The sequence below is a fragment of the Pseudomonas sp. 478 genome (assembly GCF_003254125.1).
Classification (GTDB): domain Bacteria; phylum Pseudomonadota; class Gammaproteobacteria; order Pseudomonadales; family Pseudomonadaceae; genus Aquipseudomonas.
Genome location: NZ_QKZG01000014.1, coordinates 40,622 through 66,303, shown reverse-complemented (window position 1 = coordinate 66,303; position 25,682 = coordinate 40,622). Strand labels below are relative to the sequence as shown.

The window sequence follows — 25,682 nt, the reverse complement described above, 5'->3', positions numbered from 1 at the left end:
GTTCAGACCTTAATCCTTGTGCCTATAAAGGCGTGGTGGAAGCGCCCGCCGCAGCGTAGTTCTGGTAACTCGTCATCTGCTTGGCTATCTGCGAAATCTTGCTCGCGTAGTCCGGGTCGGTTGCGTAACCGGCCTTTTGCAACTCGCGCACAAACTGTTCTGGGTTATCGGCCGACTTCACAACATCTTGATAGCGATTGTTGGTTTGCAGCAGCGTCACAAGGTCATGGAAGCTGTCCTTGTAAGAGTCATAGGAACGGAACTGCGCCGTCTCCTTGACCATCTCGCCATTCCTGAATTCGCTGGTGATTGCCCGCGCCGATTCGCCCTTCCAACTGCTGCTGGCCTTGATGCCGAACAGGTTGTGACTGCTGCTGCCATCCTGGGCGCGCATGACCGATTTGCCCCATCCGGTTTCCAGGGCCGCCTGCGCCACCAGGTAACGCGGATCGACCCCAATGCGTTCGGCGGCCTCTTTGGCCATCGGCAACATGGTGTTGACGAATTCGTCGGCGGAACTGAACGCTTTCTTCGCCGGTGCCAGCGGTATTTGCGCCATGGCACGGCCATAAATCTGCAGGCGCCCGCTGGATGTCGCATCCGTTTGCGAAGCCAGCCAATCGCCGTTGTACAGGGGACCGGCACCGGTCTTGGTGCTCTGCGGCGTTTGGATGCTGTTCTGCGCCGTCGTGGCGGTCGCGGCAGGAGGCGTTGCCGACGGCACCAGCCCTGCGAGCAAGCGGTCGGCCAGTTTCGGCGGCAGCGCCAGACGTCGCTGATTGATCAGCGCCATATCATTGCGATGAGTGCCCTCGCCCGCGCTGGCCGACTTCACCGAGCGCGAAGCCCACAACGGACGCTCGCCATTGAGGCGCGACAGCGGCCCGTTGGTGGCGACCGTACCGGCGGCTATCGGGGTTTCCACGGCGGCTTTCGCGGCAGCTTGCTTGGCGGCTGACGCGGCAGCGGCCTCGCCCGGGGCCATCGGCTTGTTCTTCGACATCTGACGCATCAGCACGTCAGCCAGACCAATACCGCCACCCTCACGGGACATGGAAACGGCCAACTGCTGGTCGTACATTTCCTGATATTGCTTGGCTGCCGGCGTGTTGAGTGGATTGTCCTGGCCCAGCGTTTCAGTGGCCGAGCGCATGGACTTGAGCATTTCACCGAGGAACAGCGACTCGAATTCCTGCGCCACCTTGCGCATGTTGCCGTCGCTGTTCTTGTCGCCGACCTTGAGCTGGTTCAAGCGATTGAGGTCCGAATAGGAACCCGAATCGTTGCTGCTGACCCCCAATCCGCCCTTGCGCATATCCATGGTCGCCGTCCTCAGATCACGATCAGGTCGGCTTGCAGCGCACCGGCCTGTTTCAGTGCTTCGAGGATGGCCATCAAGTCACCCGGTGCCGCGCCGACCTGGTTCACCGCACGCACGATTTCGTCGAGGGTGGTGCCCGGGCCGAACTTGAACATCGGCTTGGCTTCCTGCTGGGCGTTGACCCGCGAGCGCGGCACGACCGCCGTCTGCCCATTGGACAGAGGGCCGGGCTGGCTGACGATCGGGTCTTCGGTGATGGTCACGGTCAGGCTGCCGTGGGTCACGGCGGCCGGGGAAACCTTGACGTTCTGGCCGATCACGATGGTGCCGGTCCGCGAGTTGATGATGACTTTCGCCACCGCCTGACCCGGGTCGACTTCAAGGTTCTCGATGATCGACAAATAGTCGACGCGCTGACTCGGATCGAGTGGCGCACTGACGCGAATCGAACCGCCGTCGATGGCCTGGGCAACGCCAGGACCGAGCATGTCGTTGATCTTGTCGACGATGCGCTTGGCCGTGGTGAAGTCCGAACGGTTGAGGTTCAGCGTCAGGCTGTTGCCCTGGTTGAAACCGCTCGGCACCGAACGCTCAACCGACGCACCACCCGGGATACGACCGGCCGACGGAACGTTGACGGTGATCTTCGAACCGTCACGACCTTCGGCGTCGAAACCGCCGACCACCAGGTTGCCCTGAGCGACCGCATAGACGTTGCCATCGATACCCTTGAGCGGCGTCAGCAGCAAGGTGCCGCCGCGCAGGCTCTTGGAGTTACCGATGGACGATACGGTGATGTCGACCTGTTGACCCGGCTTGGCGAACGCCGGCAAATCAGCACTGATCGACACCGCCGCGACGTTCTTCAATTGCACGTTGCCCGAACCCGGAGGCACCTTGATGCCGAACTGCGAGAGCATGTTGTTGAAGGTCTGCAGGGTGAAGGGGGTTTGCGTCGTCTGGTCACCGGTGCCGTTAAGTCCGACCACCAGGCCGTAGCCGATCAATTGGTTGGAACGCACGCCGGAAATACTGGCGATATCCTTCAGCCGCTCGGCTTGAGCGTTGAACGCTGCGGACAGCATCAGGGCGGCCACCATGAGGTGTTTAAGATTCAACGTAGCCACCTAGAAAGGGAACAGCGGGCTGAGGAAGAAACGGTCGAACCAGCCTGGCTGACTCGCATCGGCAAACGAACCGGTGCCCGAATAGGTGATGCGTGCATCGGCGATACGGGTCGACGAAACGGTGTTGTCCGTCGCGATGTCATCGGCGCGAACAAGCCCTGCAATCCGCACCAGTTCATCACCGGTATTGAGGGTCATCCACTTCTCGCCGCGCACGGCGATGATGCCGTTGGGCAACACGTCGGCAACGGTCACCGTGATCGAGCCAGTGAGGCTGTTGCCCTGTCCAGCCTTGCTGTCACCCTTGGTCGCGCGGTCGCCGCTGTAAGCGGCATCCAGACTCAGGTCACCGCTGCCAATCGGATCGTTGGTACTCAAGCCGCCGCCGAACAGAGAGGACAGGCCAATGCTGGTCTTGCTGGTCTTGCCGACCTGGGAATTGGCGTTTTTGCTGGCCTGGGTCTTCTCGTTCAAGGTGATAGTGATGATGTCACCGACCCGGAACGCCTTGCGGTCGCTGTACAGGTTCTGTTCGAAACCGGCCTGGTAGATCGAGCCGTTATTGGCCGCCGCCGGCAGCGGCGTGCGCGGTAACACCGGGGCGTAGTAAGGGTCATTGGGCTTGGGCGTCGGACCGACGCAACCCGAAAGCGCGGCGATCCCACTCAGTGCCAGAACAGATACATAGCGATTCATGACCCTACCTCACGGTGTTGCAGGCGACCTCATGGCCGCCTCATAGACTTGATTACAGATTCTGCGTTACGAACGAGAGCATCTGGTCGGCGGTGGAGATCACCTTGGAGTTCATCTCGTAAGCGCGCTGAGTGGTGATCATGTTGACCATCTCTTCAACGGTGCTGACGTTCGAGGTTTCCAGAGTGTTCTGCAGCGTGGTGCCGAAACCGGCCAGGCCCGGGGTACCGACTTGCGGCGCGCCGCTGGCAGCGGTTTCCAGAAACAGGTTATTGCCCACAGCCTGCAGACCGGCCGGGTTGATGAAATCGGCGGTTTGCAGGTTGCCGATCACCTGGGAGGCCGGGTTGCCGGCAACGGTGATGGACACGGTGCCGTCGCGACCGACCGTGAAGGTCTGGGCATCGTTCGGGATGACGATGGCCGGTTCCAGGGCGAAGCCGCTGGCGTTCACGATCTGACCGTTGGAGTCCAGGTGGAACGTACCGTCACGGGTGTAGGAAGTCGTGCCGTCCGGCTGCAGAATCTGGAAGAAACCGCGACCGTCGATGGCCATGTCCAACGGCTGTTCGGTGGTTTGCAGGCTGCCGGCGGTGAAGTTTTTCTGGGTGCCGACGATGCGCACACCGGTACCCACTTGCAGACCCGACGGCAGCTCACTGTCCTGGGTCGACTGGGCGCCTGGCTGACGTTTGATCTGGTAGAGCAAGTCCTGGAACTCGGCGCGGTCACGTTTGAAACCCGTGGTCGACACGTTGGCCAGGTTGTTGGAAATGGTCGTCAGGTTGGTGTCCTGGGCGGACAGACCTGTTTTGGCAACCCATAGAGCCGGAAGCATTCGATTCTCCTCGTGCGCCTGTTTTACGGCGCGACGTTCTGATAATTAGCTGATCTGCAAGACCCGAGCCATGGCCTGGTCATCGTCTTTGGCGGTGTTCATCATCTTGATGTGCAGCTCGAACTGCTTGGCCAGGGCCAGCACCGAAGTCATCTCTTCCACGGCGTTGACGTTGCTCGACTCAAGGAAACCGGACACCAGTTTGACGTTGGCATCGGCTTGCGCAGGCTTGCCGTCCTTGGTGTGAATCGAACCGTCCAGGCCTTTGGTCATGTTCTTGAAGTCCGGGTTGACCAGTTTGATGCGGTCGACTTCCGCCATCACGCGCGGACCTTCGCCCATCGCACGAATGCTGATGGTGCCGTCCTCGCCCACTTCGATTTGCTGCTCGGGCGGCACGGCAATCGGCCCGCCATTGCCCATCACCGGCATACCGTTGCCGGCCCGCAGCACGCCCAGGGCGTCGACGTTCAGGCTGCCGGTGCGCACGTAGCTTTCGCCGCCATCAGGGTTCTGCACGGCGATCCAGCCATTGCCTTGCACCGCGACATCAAGGTCGCGACCGGTTTCCACCAATGCGCCAGGGGAAAAATCGGTGGCCGGACGTTCGGACAGGGCAAACGCACGCGCCGGAAAGCTGTCGCCGAACACCGGAATCGAACGCGCCTGTTCCAGGTCTTTCTGGAAACCGTTGGTGGAGATGTTCGCCAGGTTGTTCGCATGAGCCTTCTGCGCCAGTGCATTCTGGCTGGCGCCGGTCATTGCCACATAAAGGTACTTGTCCACACTCTTTCCTCTGCATGCCGGACGTTTGCCGTCCACCGCTGTACTGCTGAGCGATAAGCAATTTGCAGACCAACTTTTTTCTGGCGGCGCAGGGCCCGGCAAACAAAGGACTTGAGGGGTTCAGGAGGGATTGGAGGATTGTGTCAAAGACGAAAAACCGGCGGTGTTATGCCGGTAAGTGGCAACGGCTGACCTTGAGGTTGACTGGACTACCGTCTTCGCGAGCAAGCCCGCTCCCACAGTTAATTTGTGTTCGACTCGATCAAATGTGGGAGCGGGCTTGCTCGCGAAGAGTCCATCACAGGTAAAACAGCTATCGGCTAAGACTCAGTCTTGCCAACTTCATACTCACGCAACTTATTGGCAATGGTCGTGTGCGAAACCCCCAACCGCTTGCCCAGCTGCCGACTGCTCGGGTGTTCGGAATACAAACGCTCAAGCACCGCTTTCTCGAAGCGCCCGACAATCTCGTCCAGCCCGCCCTCGAGCGAGAAATCGCCAAGTGGCTGACGCACGCCGTAGTCCGGCAGGCGAATATGTTCGGCCTTGACGGTCCCGCCCTCACACAAGGAAACCGCCTGGAACAACACGTTTTCCAATTGCCGGACATTGCCCGGCCAATGGTAATGACTGAGCCGTTCCATCGCCGCCGGCGCCAGTTTCGGCAGCGGGCAACCGATCTGTCGACTGGCCTGATCGAGGAAGTGTTCGACTAGCGGCGTCAAACCGTCGAGGCATTCGCGCAGTGGCGGGATGTGCAGTGAAAGCACGTTCAAACGGTGATACAAATCCTGGCGAAACTCACCCCGCGCGCACAACTCGGACAGGTCGACCTGCGTCGCGCAAATCACCCGCACATCCAGATAAACCTCTTCATCGCTGCCCACACGACGGAAGCAACCGTCCTGCAGGAAACGCAGCAATTTCACCTGTAAACGCGGGCTCATTTCCCCGACACCATCGAGAAACAGCGTACCGCCCGCCGTTAGTTCCAGCAGACCGAGCTTGCCTTCGGCCCGCGCCCCTTCGAAAGCGCCGGGGCCGTAGCCGAACAGCTCCGTCTCCGCCATGGATTCCGGCAGGCCGGCGCAGTTGAGCGCCATCAACGGTGACTGCCCCCGCGGACTTGCCAGGTGGCAGGCGCGCGCCAACAATTCTTTACCCGTACCGGTTTCACCTTCTATTAATAGCGGCGCATCCAGCGGCGCCATGCGTCGGGCTTCGCGCACCACCGCGGCCATCACCTTCGAGCTTTGGAAAATGCTGTCGAAACCTCGCAGCTCCTGCTTGCGCACGTTATAGATGCGTTCACCGACCCGGTCGGCGCGGTGCAGCGTGAGCACCGCGCCAGCCATGGCTTCGCTGTCGTCATGCTCCGATTGCAGCGGTGCAATGTCGGCGAGAAACACGTCGCCCTTCACCTTCACCCGCAAGCCGTTGATCCGCGACTTGTTGGCACGCACCAGTTCCGGCAAGTCGAAATCCTCGGCGTAACGCGACAGCGGAATCCCCGGCACCTCATCTACCCGCACGCCAAGCAACTGCGCCGCCGCACGGTTGGCCGCGACGATCGAGCCGCCCATGTCGATCGACAGCACCGGAAACTCCAGCGCACCAAGCAAGGCATTGAGCTCCATGTGCCGACGCTCGCTGGGCATCAGTCCTACACGCTTGACACCGAACACCCCGGCAATCGATTCGAATTTCGGACGCAATGCCTGAAACTGAATGTTGATCAGGTTCGGGCAATGCAGGTAGATCGCGTTGCCATGCTCACCGCCGACCTCGCCGCGTGCGACGTTGATCCCGTACTCCACCAGCAGGTTGAGAATGTCACGCAGAATGCCGATGCGGTTCTGGCAGTGGACTTTGATACGCATATAAAAGACCTGAAAACGCTGATTGAGGTTGTGATGCCTGGCGCGCAACCAGTGGGAGCGGGCTGGCTCGCGAAAGCGCCGGCAGATCTAACATTGATGTATCAGAAAGACCGCTTTCGCGAGCAAGCCCGCTCCCACAAGGGTATTTTTCTGCAAGGACGCGCAGATAGTCGTCAAGATTATGTGACACCTGCAAGCCATTTCAAACCCGCAAATCTCAATCCCTGCGCCATTGTGGCCAATCCGTAACGAATACTTTACGAAAATCGACGATTTTTCCTACGAACGGCGCGACTCGCGTGCTGCAACACTGCATTTCTTGAGGTATTTCTAGGTCCATAGCAGGACATAACAAGAACGAAATCCCCTAGCAGGAGAGCAGCATGAAGCAGACGCAATACGTGGCTCGCGAGCCCGATGCGCAAGGTTTTATCGACTACCCCGCCGAAGAACACGCGGTGTGGAACACGCTGATTACTCGCCAACTGAAAGTGATCGAGGGTCGTGCGTGCCAGGAATACCTGGACGGTATCGAAAAACTCGGTCTGCCCCACGACCGCATTCCGCAACTCGGTGAGATCAACAAGGTCCTCGGTGAAACCACCGGGTGGCAGGTTGCCCGGGTACCCGCACTGATCCCCTTCCAGACTTTTTTCGAATTGCTCGCCAACAAGCAGTTTCCGGTGGCGACGTTTATTCGTACCCGCGAAGAGCTGGATTACCTGCAAGAGCCGGACATTTTCCACGAGATCTTTGGCCACTGCCCACTGCTGACCAACCCCTGGTTTGCCGAATTCACCCACACCTACGGCAAACTCGGCCTACAGGCTTCCAAGGAAGAACGCGTTTACCTGGCGCGTCTGTACTGGATGACCATCGAGTTCGGCCTGGTCGATACAGCTGAAGGCCTGCGCATCTACGGCGGCGGTATTCTCTCCTCGCCGAAAGAAACCGTTTACTGCCTGTCGGATGAACCTGAGCATCAGACCTTCGATCCGCTGGAATGCATGCGCACGCCGTACCGCATCGACATCCTGCAACCGCTGTACTTTGTCCTGCCGAACCTCAAGCGCCTGTTCGATCTCGCCCACGAAGACATCATGGGCATGGTCAAGCAAGGCATGCAGCTGGGCTTGCACACACCAAAATTTCCGCCAAAGGCCGCGTGATCCGCAGCTTTTAGAATCAAGTGAGCCTGTCAGGAACCGACGCTTTGGTTTAGCGTGGTGACACTGACGGCCGATTTCCAATAATTCGATTTCAGGAACCCATCATGTCCACATTGAACCAAGCCCATTGCGAAGCCTGCCGCGCCGATGCCCCTCAAGTCAGCGACGAAGAACTGCCGGTACTGATCAAGCAGATTCCCGACTGGAACATCGAAGTGCGCGACAGCGTGATGCAGTTGGAAAAAGTTTTCCTGTTCAAGAACTTCAAGCACGCACTGGCGTTCACCAACGCCGTCGGTGAAATCTCCGAGGCTGAAGGTCACCACCCGGGCCTGCTGACCGAGTGGGGCAAAGTCACCGTGACCTGGTGGAGCCACTCCATCAAGGGCCTGCATCGCAACGATTTCATCATGGCCGCGCGCACTGACGAAGTGGCCAAGGACGCCGAGGGCCGCAAATAATGCATTTCGACGCCATCGGACGAGTACCCGGCGACCCGATTCTCGGCCTGATGGAGGCCTATGCGCAGGACCCCAACCCGCGCAAATTCGACCTCGGCGTGGGCGTCTATAAAGATGCCCAGGGCCTGACACCGATCCCCCAGTCCGTGAAGCTCGCCGAGCAACGTCTGGTGGATCGTCAGACCACCAAGACCTACATCGGCGGCCACGGTGAATCGGCGTTCGGCAAGGCCATCGTTGAATTGGTGCTGGGTGCCGATTCCCCGTTGATCACCGAACAACGGACTGGCGCAACGCAAACGCCGGGCGGCACCGGCGCGCTGCGCTTGAGCGCCGATTTTATCGCCCAGTGCCTGCCGGGCCGTGGCGTGTGGCTGAGCAACCCGACCTGGCCGATCCACGAAACCATCTTCGCGGCAGCCGGAGTCAAGGTCAGTCATTACCCGTATGTCGGCAGCGATAACCGCCTCGACGTCGAAGCGATGCTCGCAGTACTCAATGAAGCGCCGAAGGGCGATGTGGTGCTGCTGCACGCTTGCTGCCATAACCCGACCGGTTTCGATCTGTCCCATGATGATTGGCGCCGGGTGCTGGATGTGGTGCGCAGTCGCGATCTGGTGCCACTGATCGATTTCGCCTACCAAGGCTTCGGCGATGGCCTGGAACAGGATGCCTGGTCAACCCGGTTGTTCGCTGCCGCCTTGCCGGAAGTGCTGATCACCAGTTCCTGCTCGAAGAACTTCGGCCTGTACCGCGACCGTACCGGTGCGCTAATTGTCTGCGCGAAAACCGCTGACAAGCTGGTGGATATCCGCAGCCAGCTGGCCAACATCGCCCGCAACCTGTGGTCGACACCGCCGGATCACGGCGCTGCTGTGGTAGCGACCATCCTCGGTGATCCAGAGCTGAAAAGTCTCTGGGCCGACGAAGTGGAAGCCATGCGTTTGCGTATCGCCCAACTGCGCAGCGGTTTGGTTGAAGCGCTTGAGCCTCATGGTTTGCGCGAGCGCTTTGCGCACATCGGCGTGCAGCGCGGAATGTTTTCCTACACCGGTTTGACGCCGGAACAGGTCAAACAATTGCGTGATCATCACAGTGTTTACATGGTGGGCACTGGTCGGGCTAACGTCGCCGGAATCGATGCCACACGCCTTGATTTGCTGGCCGAGGCAATCGCCGAAGTCTGCAAATAACCCCCAAGCACCGCAAGTCCCCGGTGGGAGCGGGCTTGCTCGCGAAGGCGGAGTGTCAGTCGACATTATCGTTGCCTGACACTCCGCCTTCGCGAGCAAGCCCGCTCCCACATTTGTTTTGTGTTGCCCCCTCTTGCAGACCTGTCTAGACAATCCCATCCGTCGCAACAATTGGATATAAAAGTCTATTTGTCATTTCTTCTGCTGTATCCTCCCCAAGCTTTTTAAAAGCGCGGATCTACCAGATCTATCAACAGACTTTGCGAGGAGCGCGATATGCACGAGATCCCTAATCTCCCCTTCCCAAGCCTGCACGAAACTGAGCAGACGCCCACGCAACAAGCCGGTGCCCAACAGCCCGAGCCGAAAGAAGCCACTGAACGCCGCAAGGCCGACAGCGAAGACTGATTCACCTGCAATGCCAGACCGTGTGGAAAGCGCTAACATGCGCTTTCCACACCGCCTGAACCCCGAGCCCACACCATGTCTGATGACTTCTCCTCTACTTTTAACGAAGCTCAGCAAGCCAGCGTCTTGATCGGCACCACCGAGAAGATGATCGAGATCTGGAATCGCCTGTCCCCCGAGAAACGCGCCGCGCTGCTCGCCCGCTTCGGCAGCGAAGAAAACGCCTTGGCCGCCCTGGTCACCACGCACCTGGTCGCACCCGCCAAACCCTGATTCATCCCCGTCCGGCAAATAGTTTTACTTTTTCCACGACCAGTAGCCGTTCGCGCCGCTATCATAAGCAGCCTATCTATCCCGCTTCCCCGTGGATCTTTACCCATGTCTGAAAACCAGCGCCCCCTGGCGGTCACGCTGCAAGTCGTTTCCATCGTCCTGTTCACCTTCATCGGTTACCTGAATATCGGCATTCCCCTGGCCGTGTTGCCGGGTTACGTCCACAGCGATCTGGGCTTCGGCGCCGTCATTGCCGGCCTGGTGATCAGCGTGCAATACCTGGCCACCCTGCTCAGCCGTCCGTATGCCGGAAAAATCATCGATAACAAGGGCAGCAAACTCGCCGTGATGTACGGCCTCGCCGGCTGCGGTTTGAGCGGCGTGTTCATGCTGATTTCGGCCTGGACCCAAAGCTTGCCGACCTTGAGCCTGATCAGCCTGTTGATCGGCCGTCTGGTACTCGGCAGCGCGGAAAGCCTGGTGGGCTCCGGCTCGATTGGCTGGGGCATCGGCCGGGTCGGCGCGGCGAACACCGCCAAGGTCATTTCCTGGAACGGCATCGCCAGTTATGGCGCACTGGCAGTCGGCGCACCGCTGGGCGTGCTGCTGGTTAATCAACTGGGCTTGTGGAGCATGGGCGTGAGCATCGTGTTGCTGGCCGTCCTCGGCCTGGTGCTGGCCTGGCCGAAAATCGCCGCACCGATTGTGGTCGGCGAGCGTTTGCCGTTCATGCATGTGCTGGGGCGCGTACTGCCACATGGTTGCGGTCTGGCGCTGGGCTCGATCGGCTTTGGCACCATCGCCACCTTCATCACCCTGTATTACGCCACGCAACACTGGGACAACGCGGTGCTGTGCCTGAGCCTGTTCGGTGCCAGTTTCATCGGTGCGCGGCTGCTGTTCGGCAACCTGATCAACCGCCTCGGCGGCTTTCGCGTGGCGATTGCCTGCCTGTCGGTGGAAACGTTCGGCTTGCTGCTGCTGTGGCTGGCGCCGGACGCTCATTGGGCATTGGCCGGTGCGGCACTGAGCGGGTTCGGTTTCTCGCTGGTATTCCCCGCGCTGGGGGTGGAAGCGGTCAACCTGGTACCGGCCTCGAGTCGTGGCGCGGCAGTCGGGGCTTATTCGTTGTTCATCGATTTGTCGCTGGGGATCACCGGGCCGGTGGCGGGTGCGATTGCGGCAGGTTTTGGCTTTGCCTCAATCTTCCTGTTTGCTGCACTCGCCGCGTTGAGCGGTCTGGCACTGAGTGTTTACTTGTACCGGCAGGCGCCGAAGCATCTCAATGAAAAGTACCGGGAAGAGCGCCAAGCCCGCTAAAAATCGACCTTGCCACGCCCGGCCTTGATGCTGCCGCGCTTGGTCTTGGACTCCAACCGACGCTTCTTCGAACCTAGGGTCGGTTTGGTCGGGCGACGTTTCTTTTCGACCTTGGTGGCACTGAGGATCAACTCGGTCAGCCGCTCCAACGCATCTGCGCGATTGGCTTCTTGCGTGCGGTATTGCTGGGCCTTGATGATCAACACCCCTTCGCTGGTGATGCGACTGTCACGCAGCGCCAGCAGCCGTTCCTTGTAGAACTCGGGCAAGGAAGAGGCCGGAATGTCGAAACGCAGGTGCACCGCGCTGGAGACCTTGTTGACGTTCTGCCCTCCGGCGCCCTGGGCGCGGATGGCGGTCAATTCGATCTCGGCATCTGGCAGATGCACGTTGTTGGATATCACCAGCATGGAAAAGCGTCCGGGTTCAGAACGCTCAGGATACCGCGAATGAACTGAAAGAATTCGGTCCCTTGTAGGAGTGAGCCTGCTCGCGATAGCGGTGTGTCCGGCAACTAAGATGTTGACTGACACACCGCTATCGCGAGCAGGCTCACTCCTACAAGGGATTTGTGTAAAACCCGAAAACAACAAACCCGGCACATGGCCGGGTTTGTTGTTTCTGTACTTACATTATTTCGCTACGGAACCCGCAGCTTGCAACGCATGCCGGTCACGACGCTTGTTCTTGATGCCGTAGCAAATCCACATGAACGCGACCCACACCGGAATCGCATACACCGAGATCTGAATCCCCGGAATCAGCAGCATGACGCCCAGAATGAACACCACGAATGCCAGGCAGATGTAGTTCCCGTACGGGTACCACAGGGCCTTGAACAGCGGTGTCTGTTTGGTCTTGTTCATGTGCTGGCGGAACTTGAAGTGCGAGAAGCTGATCATCGCCCAGTTGATCACCAGGGTGGCAACCACCAGCGACATCAACAGTTCCAGCGCGTTTTGCGGGATCAGGTAGTTCAGCAATACGGCAATCAATGTCACCGCCGCCGAAGCAAGGATCGACCGCACTGGCACGCCGCGCTTGTCGATCTTCGACAAGGCTTTCGGCGCATCGCCCTGCTCGGCCATGCCCAGCAACATGCGGCTGTTGCAGTAGGTGCCGCTGTTGTACACCGACAGCGCCGCGGTCAGGACCACGAAGTTGAGGATGTGCGCAGCGGTGTCGCTGCCGAGCATCGAGAACACTTGCACGAACGGGCTGCCGCTGTAGGAATCACCCGACGCGTTCAGGGTCGCCAACAGGCTGTCCCATGGCGTCAAGGAAAGCAGGATAACCAACGCACCGATGTAGAAAATCAGGATCCGGTAGATCACCTGGTTGATGGCTTTCGGGATCACGGTTTTCGGCTTGTCGGCTTCCGCGGCGGTGAAACCGAGCATTTCCAGGCCGCCGAAGGAGAACATGATGATCGCCATGGCCATCACCAAACCGCTGATGCCATTCGGGAAGAAGCCGCCGTGGGCCCACAGGTTAGTCACCGACGCTTGCGGGCCGCCGTCGCCGCTGACCAGCAGGTAGCTGCCGAGCGCAATCATGCCGACGATGGCCACGACCTTGATGATCGCAAACCAGAACTCGGCCTCACCAAAGACTTTGACGTTCGCCAGATTGATCAGGTTGATCAAGACGAAGAAGCCGGCTGCCGAGACCCAGGTCGGGATGTCTGGCGCCCAGTAGTGGATGTATTTGCCGACCGCGGTCAGCTCCGACATGCCCACCAGAATGTACAGAATCCAGCAGTTCCAGCCCGACAGGAAGCCGGCGAAACCGCCCCAGTATTTATGGGCGAAGTGGCTGAAGGAACCGGCGACAGGCTCTTCGACGATCATTTCGCCGAGCTGGCGCATGATCATGAAAGCAATGAAGCCGCAGATGGCATAGCCGAGGATCATCGACGGGCCGGCGGATTTCAGTACGCCTGCCGAACCGAGGAACAGCCCGGTACCGATCGCGCCACCGAGGGCGATCAGTTGAATGTGGCGATTTTTCAGGCCGCGTTTCAGCTCGCCTGAATGCGAGTTTTGTCCACTCATGAAAAGGGTCTCACGCAAGGTTTGATGATGTTCGTTAGACGTTGCTGCTCGGTTGCGATTTCAAGCAGCGCCGATCAAACCCCAGCGAAGGCAAAAGGAGTTCAGCGTTTTTACAACGGTCATGCGTCACCTGTTTGTTTTTATCTGTGACGAAATCGAACCCGACACGCTTGTGGCGCGGCGGAGTGAACAAGACGGATAGCCTTGAGGTTTGCGCAGATGCGCAGGAGGTCACAGTTAAAACGCGGCGCATTGTACACCTGTAACCCCCTGCTGCCAGACACTGCTGGATCAGCGTGTCATTTGCCGGGATTGCCTGTGTCCGCCTCGAGGGTCTCGGGCGGCTGCAAAAATTGAGTCAGACCTTTGCGGGTCATCGACGGGGACGGCGGAAAAATCGCCCCTCGCAGAGAAGTGGAAATGAGTCACGGCGTACATTGCGCCTCCTTCTTGTTATGCACCTGCACGACAGGCATGGGGCGCATCTCACCCTTCAACCGCGCCTGAAACAAGCGGGCCAGAGCCCTGCGCGTAGGCTAAATGGCTGCCGAGCGGAAGGTTTTCCTTACACTCCTTCCGCAAGCGTCAAACCAAGGGCTTTGAGGCTTGATTTCGTCAGCATTTCTTTACATGCCGTAACGTAAATTTGCCGAATCAGATCTGACTGTAGGCTGACTGCAAATTGACGGTAGGAAGCTTCCTAAGGAAAAGGTCGAGTTAGTTTTCTGTTTTTTATTAACAAATTGCTTAATAAAAAACAGAACAAAAAGTTCAAACAAATCTTATTTGATTATTTTTTTGCAATTTAAAAACCTGTGAACTAGGTTTTCAGCGACTTGCCGAGGCGCATCAATCAGCAAGTTGGCGGGTTATTCAATGACTGAAAACGCGCCGCAGCACTTACCGAAAAAGTCATCTAGGAGATTCACAATGCAAGCACTTGAAAAAGACTTGGAAACTGAACTGCAACTGGACGATTGGTTTGAAGCACCGACCCATGACGCCGCCGTTGAAATGATGCAAGCCGATGCGGTTGTTCCGTTCGGCACGGCGATGTGGCCTCTGTAAGACATCCCGGCAGGCACGATCCGGCCGGTTGTGCCTGCCACTTTTTTTCGGTTTGTCAGGGAGGACTACATGGATAAGCAACGCGCCATTTCGCATTTCCTTTACTACCTCGAACAGCACCCTGCCCTTGTCGGCATCAACCCGGCGAAGGTCTTGCTCGGCTACACGGCTGATTACCAGGCACTGACGAGCGCCATCGCCGAACAGGCCGGTGCCAGCCCACGCTTCAGTTTCAGCGCAATGCGACTGGATCTGGAGCCCACGGAATTGCTGGCCCAGGCGATTGCCGACAGCGATCTGTACATTTTCTTCTACGACTCTTCCACCCTGCCCAACCCGCGCCCCGACGGCCCGGAATTTGTCCGCGCGCTGCAAGGCGTCATGGCCGAGAACTGGAAGAAGTCGCTGCTGTTCAAGGATTACGGCGATTACTTCTACGACACGTTCAGTGTCACCCCGCAGCGCATTGCCGGGTTGAACAGCCACTTGATCCAGCGCATGTCCCATGCCACCACGTTAAGTTTCAAAGATGATCACGGCTCGTGGTTCGAAACACCGTTGAGCAGTATCAAGAAGTGGACCGACATCAACGGTGTCGGCAACTTCGATCTGGCGCCGGGTGAGATTGCCACGCACAGCGAGGCCATTAACGGCAGGGTCAAGTTCATGGGGACTTTTCTCAGCACCATTCCATTTGCCCGCAAATACGGGGTGCTGGAGTCGCCACTGGAGTTGTGGATCGAGAATTCGACCATCAGCAAAATCGCCACCGAGGTGCCGGGACTGGAACATGACTTCAACAAGTACCTGGAGGCCAATCCATCCAATCGACGGATTGAGGAGCTGGGGATCGGCACCAACGAAGGCGTGAAGACGCTGTATGCGCGCAATGCCGGGTTTGAGGAGCGCCATTGCGGGCTGCATCTGGGATTGGGCGGTGGCGCGAAGGGTAGCCATCATCTGGACCTGATCTTTTCCAGCGGCGTGTTGGCGCTGGATGATGAGCCGGTGTTTGATGGGCGGTTTGTGTTCTGACTGATCGTTCCCACGCTCTGCGTGGTAATGCATCAATGGACGCTCTGCGTCCGCTCTTGAGATGTGACGCAGAGCGTCACGGGCTGCATTCCCACGCGGAGCGTGGGAACGATCAGACGGGTAAAAAAAAACGCCAACCCGAAGGTTGGCGTTTTTTATGGGGCGCTTACCGATTACTCAGGCTTGCGGCGACCGAAGCCCGGACGTTGGCCCGAACCGGCTGGCGCACCACGGCGTTTGCCCGATGGCGCGTCCTTGTCGACCAGAACGATGCCTGGACGCTTCTTCGCCGGTGCCTTGGCCGGGCGCTTGGTGTCGGAAGGACGGTCTGCCACGGGCGTACCGCGACCCGACTCACCACGAGACTCGCCACGACCGGCTGGAGCACCGCGATCGCTACGACCACCGCTTGGCGCACTGCGGCCTTCGCCGCGTTCGGTGCGACCATTGGCCGGACGTGGCGTGCGTGGACCGCGCTCGCCGTCAGCACGAGGTGCTGCTGGTTTGCGGGCTGGACGTTCGCCTTCGATATGCGGTTCGCGGGTATCACGCGGCGTAGCAGCGCTCTGGTTACCGATGGCTGGACGCAACGAACGCACGCGCTCGGTCTTGCCCATCGGACGCGACGATTTACGCTGCATGCGATCGAGCTTGTCTTTGCTCTTGGCGTTCATTTGCGGCATGGCCACCGGGGTCAAGCCGACTTCAGCACTCAGAATGTCGACTTCGTACTGGCTCATTTCGCGCCAGCGACCCATCGGCAGGTCGGAGTTGAGGAACACCGGACCGAAACGCACACGCTTCAAACGGCTGACCACCAGGCCCTGGGATTCCCACAGACGACGGACTTCGCGGTTGCGACCTTCCATCACCACGCAGTGGTACCAGTGGTTGAAACCTTCGCCACCTGGCGCCTGCTTGATGTCGGTGAACTTGGCCGGGCCGTCTTCGAGGACGACGCCTGCTTTCAGACGCTCGATCATCTCGTCATCGACTTCGCCACGGACACGCACCGCGTACTCACGGTCCATTTCGTAGGAAGGGTGCATCAGGCGGTTGGCCAGTTCACCGTCGGTGGTGAACATCAGCAGACCGGTGGTGTTGATGTCCAGACGACCGATGTTGATCCAGCGACCTTCTTTCGGGCGCGGCATCTTGTCGAAAACGGTCGGACGGCCTTCCGGATCGAGGCGGGTGCAGATTTCGCCGTCCGGCTTGTTGTACATGATCACGCGGCGTACCGACTCGGCGGCTTCTTCGCGCTTGATCACCTTGCCATCAATGGTGATGGCGTCGTGCATGTCGACGCGCTGCCCGAGGGTGGCGTCTTTGCCATTGACCTTGATGCGGCCGTGGCTGATCCAGGCTTCTACGTCACGGCGCGAGCCGACGCCGATACGGGCGAGGACTTTCTGCAGTTTTTCGCCTGCTGGGCCGATTTCCTGGTCGTCTTTCTGGTCGTTGATACTCATCTGGGCACCTCCCGGTGTGGTCTGTTCAGGCAGCTCTGAAGTGAGGGACCTGAAGAGTTGAAAGCTGGGTCTAGGGCAAAGGGATCGCCGAAGGGTCGCGAATCATACGCTCATGGGAGCGTTCGCGCATCAGAGACTAGCTGATCAATGGAGACTTACTTGATTTTCCGCCGACCGGTGGTGCCGAGTTTGCTCAACCGCGACACTGCACCCCTGTGTGAGTGAACCTGCTCGCTCCCACAGGGGGGGTAGGGTTTCTTTAGCTCGATCTATCGCAAGTTGCTTGCGACATCACTGGCTGACCACAATCTTCCCGATCATCTGCGGATGCAGCGCACAAAAATACTCAAACTCCCCCGGCGTGTTGAACACCCAGGAAAAGCTGTCATTCGTATCCAGCGCCCCTGAGCGAAACACCTTATGGGTTTCCGCCACCGTATGCGGGATCTGGTCATCGTTTACCCACGTCACTTTGGTGCCCACGGCCACGTTCAAATCCTTGGGCGCAAACATGAACTCTTTGATATCGATTTTCACCTCCTGAGCCCACACCGGCATCGACAGCATCAGGCAGACAACGGCCAACAGTCGCGTTTTCATCCCCGTTCCTCCGCTAAACCAGTGTCGAATCGATCAGCGCCAGCGGATGCTCGCCCTGCGTCGCTCGCACATCGGTGAGCCCTAAATAATTGCGCAGTTGATCAGCCGCCACCGTCATCGGTCCCGGTGCCGGCGCCGTACCCGGTGCAGGTTGTGGATAAGCCGTGCCGCGGGCGGTGTGGAAGGTGATATTGCCTTCAACCTTCTGGATCACCTGATGGATATGCCCGTTCAACACCGTCACCGAACCGTACTTGCGCAGCATGGCAATCGCCTGATCGCCATCTTCGGTGCCCCAACCCCACGGCTGATAAATCGTCCACAACGGAATATGGGTAAACACCACGATTGGCGTGCTGCTCGTCACGGCGCGCAGGTCATCGGCCAGCCAGGCCAGTTGATCGGCGCCAAGCGTCGCTTCATGGCCAGCCTGAAAATTGAAGACATTCACCAGCCCGATGAAATGCACGCCGTGGTCATCGAAGCTGTACCAGCCATTGCCTTTGGTGCCTTTGCCGTAACGCTCCAGATAGAGCTTGCCACCGCCCTCGTCGAGGGTGTCGTGCTCGCCCGGCACGTAGTGCACGGTGGACGGAAGACCCTTGAGCAGTTGCGCCGCCGTATCGAATTCTTCCGGTTTCGACAGGTGGGTGATATCGCCGGTATGCAGGATCAATGACGGCCGTTTCGGCAATGCGATGACCTTGTCGATGGCCACCTGCAAGGTCTTCGACGGTTCCGGGTTGGCCTCCTTGTTGAAACCGATGTGCGAGTCGCTGATCTGCACAAAGTGGAACGTGCTGGCCAGCGCTTTGGGGTCGGAGACGTTGCCGGAAGCGTCCAGCGCAAAGGCCCGCGGAATGCCGCCGCTCAAGGCCCAGAGCACCCCGGCCCCGGCCCACGCGGAGCACTTGAGCAGTGTCCGGCGGTCTGGGTTCAGCGGACCGTCGGTGCGTCGTTCGTGTTTCATATGAATGTCCATCGGTGTGCCCTCGCTGGCGGACTACAGTGATGTAGCTGACACGAGATACAACCTTGTGAGACGAGTCTTTATTCCACGTCGCAAAATTATTTTTTCCCCGGGAATAAAACACAGCGGATAACAGTTATAGGGGTGGGACGTTGCGGGAATCACTATGAAGCGATTTGAGGACTTGTTTGCGCCCCACATGGACGCCGCCTACAACCTCGCGCGCTGGCTCACCGGTAACGACAGCGCCGCGCGCGACGTCGTGCAGGAAAGCGCCCTGCGGGCCTTCAGATTCTTGCACCGTTTCACCGACGGCAATGCCAAGGCCTGGTTTCTGACCATCGTGCGTAACGAAAGCTACACCTGGCTCAAGGCCTCGGCCGGCCACCACTGGGTGGCTATCGGCGATGAACTGCCCGAAGACGATGCCGCGTTGAGTCACGGCCAAACCCCCGAGTTGCTGGCCATACACACGGAAAACGCGATGCTTGTCCAGCAAGCCCTGTGCGCCCTGCCGCCCATATTTCGCGAGGTGATTATTCTGAAGGAGCTCGAAGACATGCCCTACAAGGACATTGCCTTGGTCGCCGACATCCCCATCGGCACCGTCATGTCGAGACTGGCCCGGGCTCGCGCCATGCTCAAGCTCGAACTACTGAAGTTGCATGATCATGAATGAACTCGACTGCACGGCTTGCCAGATGCTAGTTCATGGCTATCTGGACAAGGAACTCGATACGGTGATGGCTGCCCGGGTCGCCGGGCATTTGGCTGTATGCGCCAACTGCGCGCGGTTGCATGATCAGGCGCGGCTACTGAAGGTCAGCGTGAAGCGACATGCGCCGTATTACTCGGCACCTGCGTCGTTGACGGCCAACCTTTTCGCCCCTGTTGCGCCACAAACCCGCGCAGTGGAACGTTGGCGAAAATGGTTCGCGCCTGTTTTTTCAGCGACAGCGCTGGCCTTGGCAGTGATGCTGTATGTCGTCACGCCAGCCAGCGAACAGCCGTTGATGGATGAGGCGGTCTCCAGCCATGTCCGCTCGTTAATGGGTGAACATTTGAACGATGTGGTTTCATCCGACCGCCATACAGTGAAGCCTTGGTTCACCGGCAAGCTCGACTTCTCGCCACCGGTATTCGATTACTCGGCGCAGGGCTTTCCATTATTGGGTGGACGGTTGGATTACCTGCAACATCAGACCACGGCGGCCCTGAGTTATGGGCGCGCCAAGCACATTATCAATGTGTTTATCCTGCCCACGCAGGAGGCGGACAAGCCGCTTCAGAGTCAGATGGTCCGCGGCTTTAACGTCGTGTTCTGGCAAAAAAACCACATGCAATTTGTACTGGTTTCCGATCTGGAGAAAAGTGAGCTGGAGGCGTTCAGCCAGTTGCTCAAGAACGGCGCCTGAAGGCAAGGTTGCGCGGCAACATAGAATCTCCCACATTGGGCTCGTGTCAGTCTTCGTGCTGGCGGCGTTCGTTTTCGATCGCTTCGGCGAGGGCCTGGGCTTCAGCCTCTTCATCGCTGAGTTCAGGTTTCGACTGCTCCAGCGCGGCTACAGCAGCCAGGAGCTTTGCGCGAGCTTCGGCAACACCAAGAATGTCATCTTCCTGCTCTGGTTCCTGCTCTTCTTCGACTGTGGCTTCAGCCTCGACTTGAAGTTCAACTTCAATGTCAGGCTCGGGCTCTGCCAACTCCCCTTCGGTCTCGGTCACCGCCCCATCGCGCAACAGATCGTCGAAGTCGGTCTTGAGCCCCTCTTCCATGGTGTCCAGTTCCAGCAACAGGGTGTGGAAACTGGTTTCTTCCTTCGGTTCTTCCGGCTCGGCGCTGGCGTCGGCCAACTCCTGCAGTGCGGCAGGCACCGGCGCGTCGTCGAAATCGAGCACTGGATCAGGCTCAAGCTCGCGCAATTCGGCCAGCGGTGGCAAATCGTCGAGGTTTTTCAGGTTGAAGTGATCGAGAAAGGCCTTGGTGGTGGCAAACATCGCCGGTTTACCCGGCACGTCGCGGTAACCGACGATGCGGATCCACTCGCGCTCCAGCAAGGTTTTGACGATGTGACTGTTGACCGCCACGCCCCGCACGTCTTCGATCTCGCCCCGGGTGATCGGCTGGCGATAGGCGATCAGCGCGATGGTTTCGAGCATGGCGCGGGAATAGCGCTGCGGCCGCTCTTCCCATAAACGTCCGACCCACGGCGAGAACTTTTCGCGGATCTGCAAGCGATACCCGGAGGCCACTTCCTTCAGCTCGAAGGCGCGGCCGTCGCAGGACTTGGCGAGAATCGTCAGGGCTTTCTTGAAGACCGGCGGCTCGGGCCGCTCGCCCTCTTCGAAGAGTTCGAACAGGCGTTCAAGCGATTGCGGTTTTCCCGAGGCCAACAGAAAGGCTTCAAGCAATGGCGCCAGCTCGCGGGGTTCAGTCAGGTTCATGATTCAACTCGTTATTCGGCTCGGGCCCGCACGTGGATGGCTGCGAACGGCTCATTCTGCACCAGCTCGACCAAAGATTCCTTGACCAGTTCGAGAATCGCCATGAAGGTCACCACCACCCCCAGACGTCCTTCTTCAGCGGTGAACAGCTCGGCAAAGGGCACGAAACCGCCGCCCTTGAGGCGCTCCAGCACATCGCTCATGCGTTCGCGGGTGGACAGTGCCTCGCGGCTGACCTGGTGGCTTTCGAACATGTCGCCTCGGCGCAGGACCTCGGCCATAGACAAAAGCAGTTCTGAAAGACGCACGTCTGGCAACAGCTTGCGTGCCCGGGCTTCCGGGGCGTCGAGCTTGGGGACTACCACGTCACGGCCCACACGGCTCAGGCCATCGATGCCTTCGGCTGCGGCCTTGAAGCGTTCGTACTCTTGCAAGCGGCGAATCAGTTCGGCGCGGGGGTCGTCTTCTTCGGCTTCGATCGTTTCGGCACGCGGCAGCAGCATCCGCGATTTGATCTCGGCCAGCATTGCGGCCATGACCAGGTACTCGGCGGCCAGCTCCAGGCGCACCGACTGCATCAACTCGACATAGCCCATGTACTGACGGGTAATTTCCGCCACCGGGATGTCGAGGATGTTGATGTTCTGTTTGCGGATCAGGTACAGCAGCAAGTCGAGAGGGCCTTCGAAGGCTTCGAGAAAGACCTCAAGCGCATCCGGCGGAATGTACAGGTCCAGCGGCATTTCCATGACCGCCTGGCCATAGACCATCGCGAAGGGCAGCTCTTGCTGGGCTCCGGCCTGACTGTCAACAACGGGTTCTACTGCAGACATCTACGCCTCGGCCATGAACGGCGTCGGGTCGCCGCAGCCAACACGGATCACTTCCGGCTCGCCGTCGGCGAGATTGATCACGGTGGACGCCTTGATTCCGCCGAAACCGCCGTCGATGATCAGGTCGACCTGATGCTCAAGCAACTGACGCATTTCGTAAGGATCGGTCATCGGGTCAGTGTCGCCGGGCATGATCAGGGTCACGCTCATCAGCGGTTCGCCGAGTTCCTCCAACAGCGCCAGGGCAATCGGATGACTCGGCACACGCAGGCCGATGGTGCGTTTTTTCGGGTGCAACAACAGCCGCGGCACTTCGCGGGTGGCGTTGAGAATGAAGGTATACGGACCCGGCAAGTGGGCCTTGAGCAAACGGAAAAGGCCGGTGTCGATCTTGGCGAACAGCCCCAGTTGCGACAGGTCGCTGCAAATCAGTGCGAAGTTGTGCTTGTCATCCAGTCCACGCAACCGACGCACGCGCTCCACGGCATTCTTGTCGCCGATCTGGCAACCAATGGCGTAGGACGAGTCTGTGGGATAAATCACCACCCCGCCGCTGCGGATGATTTCGACAGCCTGTTTGATCAGGCGCGCTTGCGGGTTTTCCGGATGAATCTGGAAAAATTGACTCACATTCTCTACCTGTTCAGACGGCGGCAATAATTGGGTCATGTTTGAATCGACACCACAGTGGCGGCAGATCCTCCGGGAGCGGGCGGTACTCACCGATCTCGGACCAGCCTCCAGGACCATGAAAATCACTGCCGGCGCTGACCAGCAGACCGAACTCACGGGCGAGAATCGCCAGGCTGCCCACTTGCTCGGCGGGCTGATGGCCATTGACCACTTCGATTGCGTGGCCCCCTGCTTGAATATAGTCGGCAATCAGCCGGCGACGTTTGCTGCGAGTGAAATCGTAGTGCCACGGATGCGCCAGGCTGACCCAGGCCTTGGCGGCGCGCAGGGTTTCGACCGTGTCTTCCAGGGTCGGCCAGTGTTGCTTGACGTCCCCCAGCTTGCCGGCGCCCAGCCATTTGCGGAACGCTTCGGCGCGATCCTTGACGAAACCTTCACGCACCATCCAGTCGGCGAAATGCGGACGGGCCGGCGCGTTGCCGCTGTCGCCCAGTTCCTGCTGGATCGCCCGGGCACCTTCCAGCGCACCCGGCATGCCTTTAAGCGCCAACTTGCGGCTTATTTCTTCGGACCGTAACCAGCGGCCATCGTGCAATTTTGCGATGGCCTCGACCAACGGCGCAGCGTTGACGTCGAAACCATAGCCCAGCACGTGAATGGTCGCGCCGCCCCAGGTGCAGGACAATTCGACGCCATTGACCAGTTGCATCCCCAGCGCAGTCGCAGTGCTGCGGGCCTCATCAAGGCCTTCGAGGGTGTCGTGATCGGTCAAGGCCAGGACTCGCACGCCTTTCTCGAACGCACGCGCAACCAGTACTGCAGGCGCGAGAGCGCCATCGGAGGCCGTGCTATGGCAGTGCAAATCAACATTCACAGGACTTTTTTACCTCAAATCAGCTGGCGCTATCGCGCGCCCATATGTTTGTTATTATGCCGCCACATCCTGCTTCTGGCTGCCACTGTGAAACAATTCATCGATTTCATCCCGCTCCTGCTGTTCTTCATCGTCTTCAAGCTCGATCCCCGGGTCGTCGACATCGCCGGTCACGAGTTGACTGTAGGCGGTATTTACAGCGCCACCGCCATGCTGATCATCAGCTCCCTGGTGGTTTACGGCACGCTGTTCATCAAGCAGCGCAAGCTGGAGAAGAGCCAGTGGCTGACCCTCATCGCCTGCCTGGTCTTCGGCAGCCTGACCCTGGCGTTCCACAGCGAAACCTTCCTGAAATGGAAAGCCCCGGTGGTGAACTGGCTGTTCGCCCTGGCGTTCATTGGCAGCCACTTCGTCGGTGAGCAACTGCTGATCAAACGCATCATGGGCCACGCGCTGACCCTGCCGGATCCGGTCTGGACTCGCCTGAACATCGCCTGGATCGGGTTTTTCCTGTTTTGCGGTGCCGCCAACCTGTTCGTCGCGTTCACCTTTCAGGACTACTGGGTCGACTTCAAAGTCTTCGGCAGCCTGGGCATGACGCTGCTGTTCCTGGTCGGCCAGGGCATTTACCTGTCCCGCCACCTGCACGACGCCGATACCACTACGCCAAAAACCGAGGACTGACATGCTTTACGCAATCATTGCCACAGACGTCGCCAACTCCCTGGAAGCCCGCCTGGGCGCACGGCCTGCACACCTTGAGCGCCTGCAAGTGCTCAAAGGTGAAGGTCGCATCGTTTTGGCCGGTCCACACCCGGCGGTCGACAGCAATGATCCGGGCGCTGCGGGTTTCACCGGCAGCCTGATCGTCGCCGAATTCGATTCCCTGAGCGCCGCACAGGCCTGGGCCGACGCTGATCCGTATATCGCCGCAGGCGTCTACGCCAACGTTTCGGTCAAACCGTTCAAGCAAGTCCTCCCGTAATTTCTCCCCGCACGATGAACCTTGTCGGTTCATCGTGCTCTCAACGCTCATTATTCTCGTTTACCGGCCGACAACCTGCCCAATACTCGTATTGGAATCAGGAGTGGCGATGCGCAAAGGTCCGTTGTGTCTGATGTTGGTGACGTTGTCGATTGTGGCCCCTGCTCACGGTGAAGAAAGCGCCGAGGGCGGTAGTTCCACGCCATTGTCCCTGAGCGCCGGCAGCCAGATCACCCAGTTGCAACAGCGCTTGAAGGTAAGCGAACAGCAACGAGAAGAACTGAGTAAACAACTGCAAAATACCGATGCCGAACGCGAAAGCGCTCAGCTGAGCCGGTTGCGCCAAGAGAATCAGCGCCTCAAGCTGCAACTCAAGGAAACCCAGGCCGGCAACCCGCTGCCGCGTCTATTGACCGACCAGCAACAGTGGTTCGTCATCGGCGCCGGGGTAGCGCTATTGGCGCTGCTCTGCGGTATCTTCGCCAGTGGTGCCACCAGAAAACGTAGGCAATGGCTAAATTGAGTGAGTCATGAGCGAGCTGTTATTAATTGATGATGACCAGGAGCTGTGCGAGCTCCTGAGCAGTTGGCTGAGCCAGGAAGGCTTCCACGTCCGCGCCTGCCACGATGGTCAGAGCGCCCGTCGCGCACTGGCCGAAACATCGCCGGCAGCCGTGGTGCTGGATGTGATGCTGCCGGACGGCAGCGGTCTGGAGCTGCTCAAGCAATTGCGCAGCGATCACCCGGACTTGCCGGTGCTGATGCTCTCGGCTCGCGGCGAACCGCTGGACCGCATCCTCGGCCTGGAACTCGGTGCCGACGATTACCTGGCCAAACCGTGCGACCCACGGGAACTGACAGCCCGCCTGCGCGCCGTGTTGCGCCGCAGTCATCCGGCAGCCGTCTCCAGTCAGCTCGAACTGGGCGACCTGTGTTTCAGCCCGGTACGTGGCGTGGTCAGCATCGATGAACAGGAATTCACCCTCACCGTCTCCGAAAGCCGTTTGCTCGAAGCCCTGCTCAAGCAACCTGGCGAGCCGCTGGACAAACAGGAACTGGCGCAAATCGCCCTCGGCCGCAAACTGACGCTGTACGACCGCAGCCTGGACATGCACGTCAGCAACCTGCGCAAAAAGATCGGCCCGCACCCCGACGGCCGCCCACGCATCGTGGCCCTGCGCAGCCGCGGCTATTACTACAGCCTCTAATCCCGAACATCTCCCCCCGTAGGAGCACGGCTTGCC

The 25,682-nt window shown here is 59.2% G+C and carries 30 protein-coding genes; 15 read left to right on the top strand and 15 right to left on the bottom strand.

Annotated elements, in window-relative coordinates; translation table 11 throughout:
* Positions 1-22: 22 nt before the first annotated feature.
* The 6 genes from flgJ to DFS28_RS24785 all read right to left on the bottom strand — a co-directional run bounded on the left by flgJ (position 23) and on the right by DFS28_RS24785 (position 6,648).
* Complete coding sequence (gene flgJ, locus DFS28_RS24810) at positions 23-1,321, bottom strand: flagellar assembly peptidoglycan hydrolase FlgJ (protein WP_111451854.1); 1,299 nt, start codon at positions 1,319-1,321, stop codon at positions 23-25.
* A gap of 11 nt (positions 1,322-1,332) precedes the next feature.
* Positions 1,333-2,421 (bottom strand): flagellar basal body P-ring protein FlgI, encoded by a 1,089-nt coding sequence (locus tag DFS28_RS24805; protein ID WP_111451853.1) that lies wholly within the window; start codon positions 2,419-2,421, stop codon positions 1,333-1,335.
* A 27-nt stretch (positions 2,422-2,448) separates the two neighbouring features.
* Positions 2,449-3,144, bottom strand: coding sequence for a flagellar basal body L-ring protein FlgH (flgH, locus tag DFS28_RS24800; RefSeq protein WP_111451852.1), 696 nt, complete (start codon positions 3,142-3,144; stop codon positions 2,449-2,451).
* A 52-nt stretch (positions 3,145-3,196) separates the two neighbouring features.
* Entirely contained in the window at positions 3,197-3,982 is a 786-nt protein-coding gene (gene flgG / locus DFS28_RS24795) for a flagellar basal-body rod protein FlgG (RefSeq protein ID WP_008011001.1), read from the bottom strand.
* Between the two features lie 45 nt (positions 3,983-4,027).
* Complete coding sequence (locus DFS28_RS24790; protein ID WP_111451851.1) at positions 4,028-4,768, bottom strand: flagellar basal body rod protein FlgF; 741 nt, start codon at positions 4,766-4,768, stop codon at positions 4,028-4,030.
* A gap of 320 nt (positions 4,769-5,088) precedes the next feature.
* Positions 5,089-6,648 (bottom strand): sigma-54-dependent transcriptional regulator, encoded by a 1,560-nt coding sequence (locus tag DFS28_RS24785; RefSeq protein ID WP_111451850.1) that lies wholly within the window; start codon positions 6,646-6,648, stop codon positions 5,089-5,091.
* Here DFS28_RS24785 and DFS28_RS30460 point away from each other — a divergent pair.
* The 7 genes from DFS28_RS30460 to DFS28_RS24755 all read left to right on the top strand — a co-directional run bounded on the left by DFS28_RS30460 (position 6,631) and on the right by DFS28_RS24755 (position 11,472).
* The gene (locus DFS28_RS30460; RefSeq protein WP_132834325.1) at positions 6,631-6,897 is read left to right on the top strand and encodes a hypothetical protein; all 267 of its coding nucleotides are present in this window, start codon (positions 6,631-6,633) and stop codon (positions 6,895-6,897) included. The genes DFS28_RS24785 and DFS28_RS30460 overlap by 18 nt on opposite strands.
* Before the next feature lie 134 nt (positions 6,898-7,031).
* Positions 7,032-7,817, top strand: coding sequence for a phenylalanine 4-monooxygenase (gene phhA / locus DFS28_RS24780; RefSeq protein ID WP_111451849.1), 786 nt, complete (start codon positions 7,032-7,034; stop codon positions 7,815-7,817).
* A gap of 104 nt (positions 7,818-7,921) precedes the next feature.
* Positions 7,922-8,278, top strand: a complete 357-nt coding sequence (locus tag DFS28_RS24775; RefSeq protein ID WP_008030478.1) for a 4a-hydroxytetrahydrobiopterin dehydratase — start codon at positions 7,922-7,924, stop codon at positions 8,276-8,278.
* Positions 8,278-9,471, top strand: a complete 1,194-nt coding sequence (locus DFS28_RS24770; RefSeq protein ID WP_111451848.1) for an amino acid aminotransferase — start codon at positions 8,278-8,280, stop codon at positions 9,469-9,471. The genes DFS28_RS24775 and DFS28_RS24770 overlap by 1 nt, the downstream gene beginning before the upstream one ends.
* A gap of 276 nt (positions 9,472-9,747) precedes the next feature.
* A complete protein-coding gene (locus DFS28_RS30965) occupies positions 9,748-9,879 on the top strand; it encodes a hypothetical protein (protein WP_008156098.1) in 132 nt (43 codons plus the stop codon).
* Positions 9,880-9,954: 75 nt separating this feature from the next.
* A complete protein-coding gene (locus DFS28_RS24760) occupies positions 9,955-10,152 on the top strand; it encodes a hypothetical protein (RefSeq protein ID WP_111451847.1) in 198 nt (65 codons plus the stop codon).
* A 105-nt stretch (positions 10,153-10,257) separates the two neighbouring features.
* Positions 10,258-11,472 (top strand): MFS transporter, encoded by a 1,215-nt coding sequence (locus DFS28_RS24755; RefSeq protein WP_111451846.1) that lies wholly within the window; start codon positions 10,258-10,260, stop codon positions 11,470-11,472.
* Here the strand turns inward: DFS28_RS24755 and arfB are convergent.
* Together arfB and DFS28_RS24740 are read right to left on the bottom strand one after the other, a co-directional pair.
* Positions 11,469-11,882 (bottom strand): alternative ribosome rescue aminoacyl-tRNA hydrolase ArfB, encoded by a 414-nt coding sequence (arfB, locus tag DFS28_RS24750; protein WP_008010994.1) that lies wholly within the window; start codon positions 11,880-11,882, stop codon positions 11,469-11,471. The two genes, DFS28_RS24755 and arfB, sit on opposite strands and share 4 nt — an antisense overlap.
* A gap of 222 nt (positions 11,883-12,104) precedes the next feature.
* On the bottom strand, positions 12,105-13,526 hold the full coding sequence (locus tag DFS28_RS24740; RefSeq protein WP_111451844.1) for an amino acid permease: 1,422 nt from the start codon (positions 13,524-13,526) through the stop codon (positions 12,105-12,107).
* A 930-nt stretch (positions 13,527-14,456) separates the two neighbouring features.
* Here DFS28_RS24740 and DFS28_RS30650 point away from each other — a divergent pair.
* Complete coding sequence (locus tag DFS28_RS30650; RefSeq protein ID WP_008156111.1) at positions 14,457-14,594, top strand: hypothetical protein; 138 nt, start codon at positions 14,457-14,459, stop codon at positions 14,592-14,594.
* A gap of 69 nt (positions 14,595-14,663) precedes the next feature.
* A complete protein-coding gene (locus tag DFS28_RS24735; RefSeq protein WP_111451843.1) occupies positions 14,664-15,629 on the top strand; it encodes a leucyl aminopeptidase in 966 nt (321 codons plus the stop codon).
* A gap of 173 nt (positions 15,630-15,802) precedes the next feature.
* Here DFS28_RS24735 and rluB read toward each other — a convergent pair whose 3' ends face one another.
* From rluB to DFS28_RS24720, 3 genes are all read right to left on the bottom strand, one after another.
* Complete coding sequence (gene rluB / locus DFS28_RS24730; RefSeq protein ID WP_111451842.1) at positions 15,803-17,101, bottom strand: 23S rRNA pseudouridine(2605) synthase RluB; 1,299 nt, start codon at positions 17,099-17,101, stop codon at positions 15,803-15,805.
* Between the two features lie 291 nt (positions 17,102-17,392).
* Positions 17,393-17,701, bottom strand: a complete 309-nt coding sequence (locus tag DFS28_RS24725) for a cupredoxin family copper-binding protein (protein WP_111451841.1) — start codon at positions 17,699-17,701, stop codon at positions 17,393-17,395.
* A 13-nt stretch (positions 17,702-17,714) separates the two neighbouring features.
* A complete protein-coding gene (locus DFS28_RS24720) occupies positions 17,715-18,683 on the bottom strand; it encodes a metallophosphoesterase (protein ID WP_111451840.1) in 969 nt (322 codons plus the stop codon).
* 154 nt (positions 18,684-18,837) lie between these two features.
* Here DFS28_RS24720 and DFS28_RS24715 point away from each other — a divergent pair, with 154 nt between their 5' ends.
* Both DFS28_RS24715 and DFS28_RS24710 read left to right on the top strand, forming a co-directional pair.
* Complete coding sequence (locus DFS28_RS24715) at positions 18,838-19,350, top strand: sigma-70 family RNA polymerase sigma factor (protein ID WP_111451839.1); 513 nt, start codon at positions 18,838-18,840, stop codon at positions 19,348-19,350.
* A complete protein-coding gene (locus DFS28_RS24710; RefSeq protein WP_111451926.1) occupies positions 19,343-20,086 on the top strand; it encodes an anti-sigma factor in 744 nt (247 codons plus the stop codon). The genes DFS28_RS24715 and DFS28_RS24710 overlap by 8 nt, the downstream gene beginning before the upstream one ends.
* Positions 20,087-20,132: 46 nt before the next feature.
* On the opposite strand, the gene scpB is transcribed toward DFS28_RS24710, so the two are convergent.
* Genes scpB through DFS28_RS24690 form a run of 4 tightly spaced genes read right to left on the bottom strand, consistent with a single transcriptional unit; the run spans position 20,133 to position 23,453 of the window.
* A complete protein-coding gene (scpB, locus tag DFS28_RS24705; protein WP_111451838.1) occupies positions 20,133-21,113 on the bottom strand; it encodes an SMC-Scp complex subunit ScpB in 981 nt (326 codons plus the stop codon).
* 11 nt (positions 21,114-21,124) lie between these two features.
* Entirely contained in the window at positions 21,125-21,946 is an 822-nt protein-coding gene (locus DFS28_RS24700; RefSeq protein ID WP_008156118.1) for a ScpA family protein, read from the bottom strand.
* Entirely contained in the window at positions 21,947-22,576 is a 630-nt protein-coding gene (locus DFS28_RS24695; protein WP_111451925.1) for an L-threonylcarbamoyladenylate synthase, read from the bottom strand.
* A gap of 13 nt (positions 22,577-22,589) precedes the next feature.
* On the bottom strand, positions 22,590-23,453 hold the full coding sequence (locus DFS28_RS24690) for a PHP domain-containing protein (RefSeq protein ID WP_046046431.1): 864 nt from the start codon (positions 23,451-23,453) through the stop codon (positions 22,590-22,592).
* Positions 23,454-23,540: 87 nt separating this feature from the next.
* Between DFS28_RS24690 and DFS28_RS24685 the strand changes: the two genes are divergently transcribed.
* The 4 genes from DFS28_RS24685 (at position 23,541) to DFS28_RS24670 (ending at position 25,646) form a co-directional block, all read left to right on the top strand.
* Positions 23,541-24,137, top strand: coding sequence for a septation protein A (locus tag DFS28_RS24685; protein WP_111451837.1), 597 nt, complete (start codon positions 23,541-23,543; stop codon positions 24,135-24,137).
* A gap of 1 nt (position 24,138) precedes the next feature.
* Complete coding sequence (locus DFS28_RS24680) at positions 24,139-24,438, top strand: YciI family protein (protein WP_111451836.1); 300 nt, start codon at positions 24,139-24,141, stop codon at positions 24,436-24,438.
* 109 nt (positions 24,439-24,547) lie between these two features.
* Positions 24,548-24,961 carry a translation initiation factor 2 gene (locus DFS28_RS24675; RefSeq protein ID WP_111451835.1) on the top strand — a complete coding sequence of 138 codons (414 nt, stop codon included), beginning with the start codon at positions 24,548-24,550 and terminating at the stop codon, positions 24,959-24,961.
* A gap of 7 nt (positions 24,962-24,968) precedes the next feature.
* Positions 24,969-25,646, top strand: a complete 678-nt coding sequence (locus tag DFS28_RS24670; protein WP_008156129.1) for a response regulator transcription factor — start codon at positions 24,969-24,971, stop codon at positions 25,644-25,646.
* Positions 25,647-25,682 lie beyond the last annotated feature (36 nt).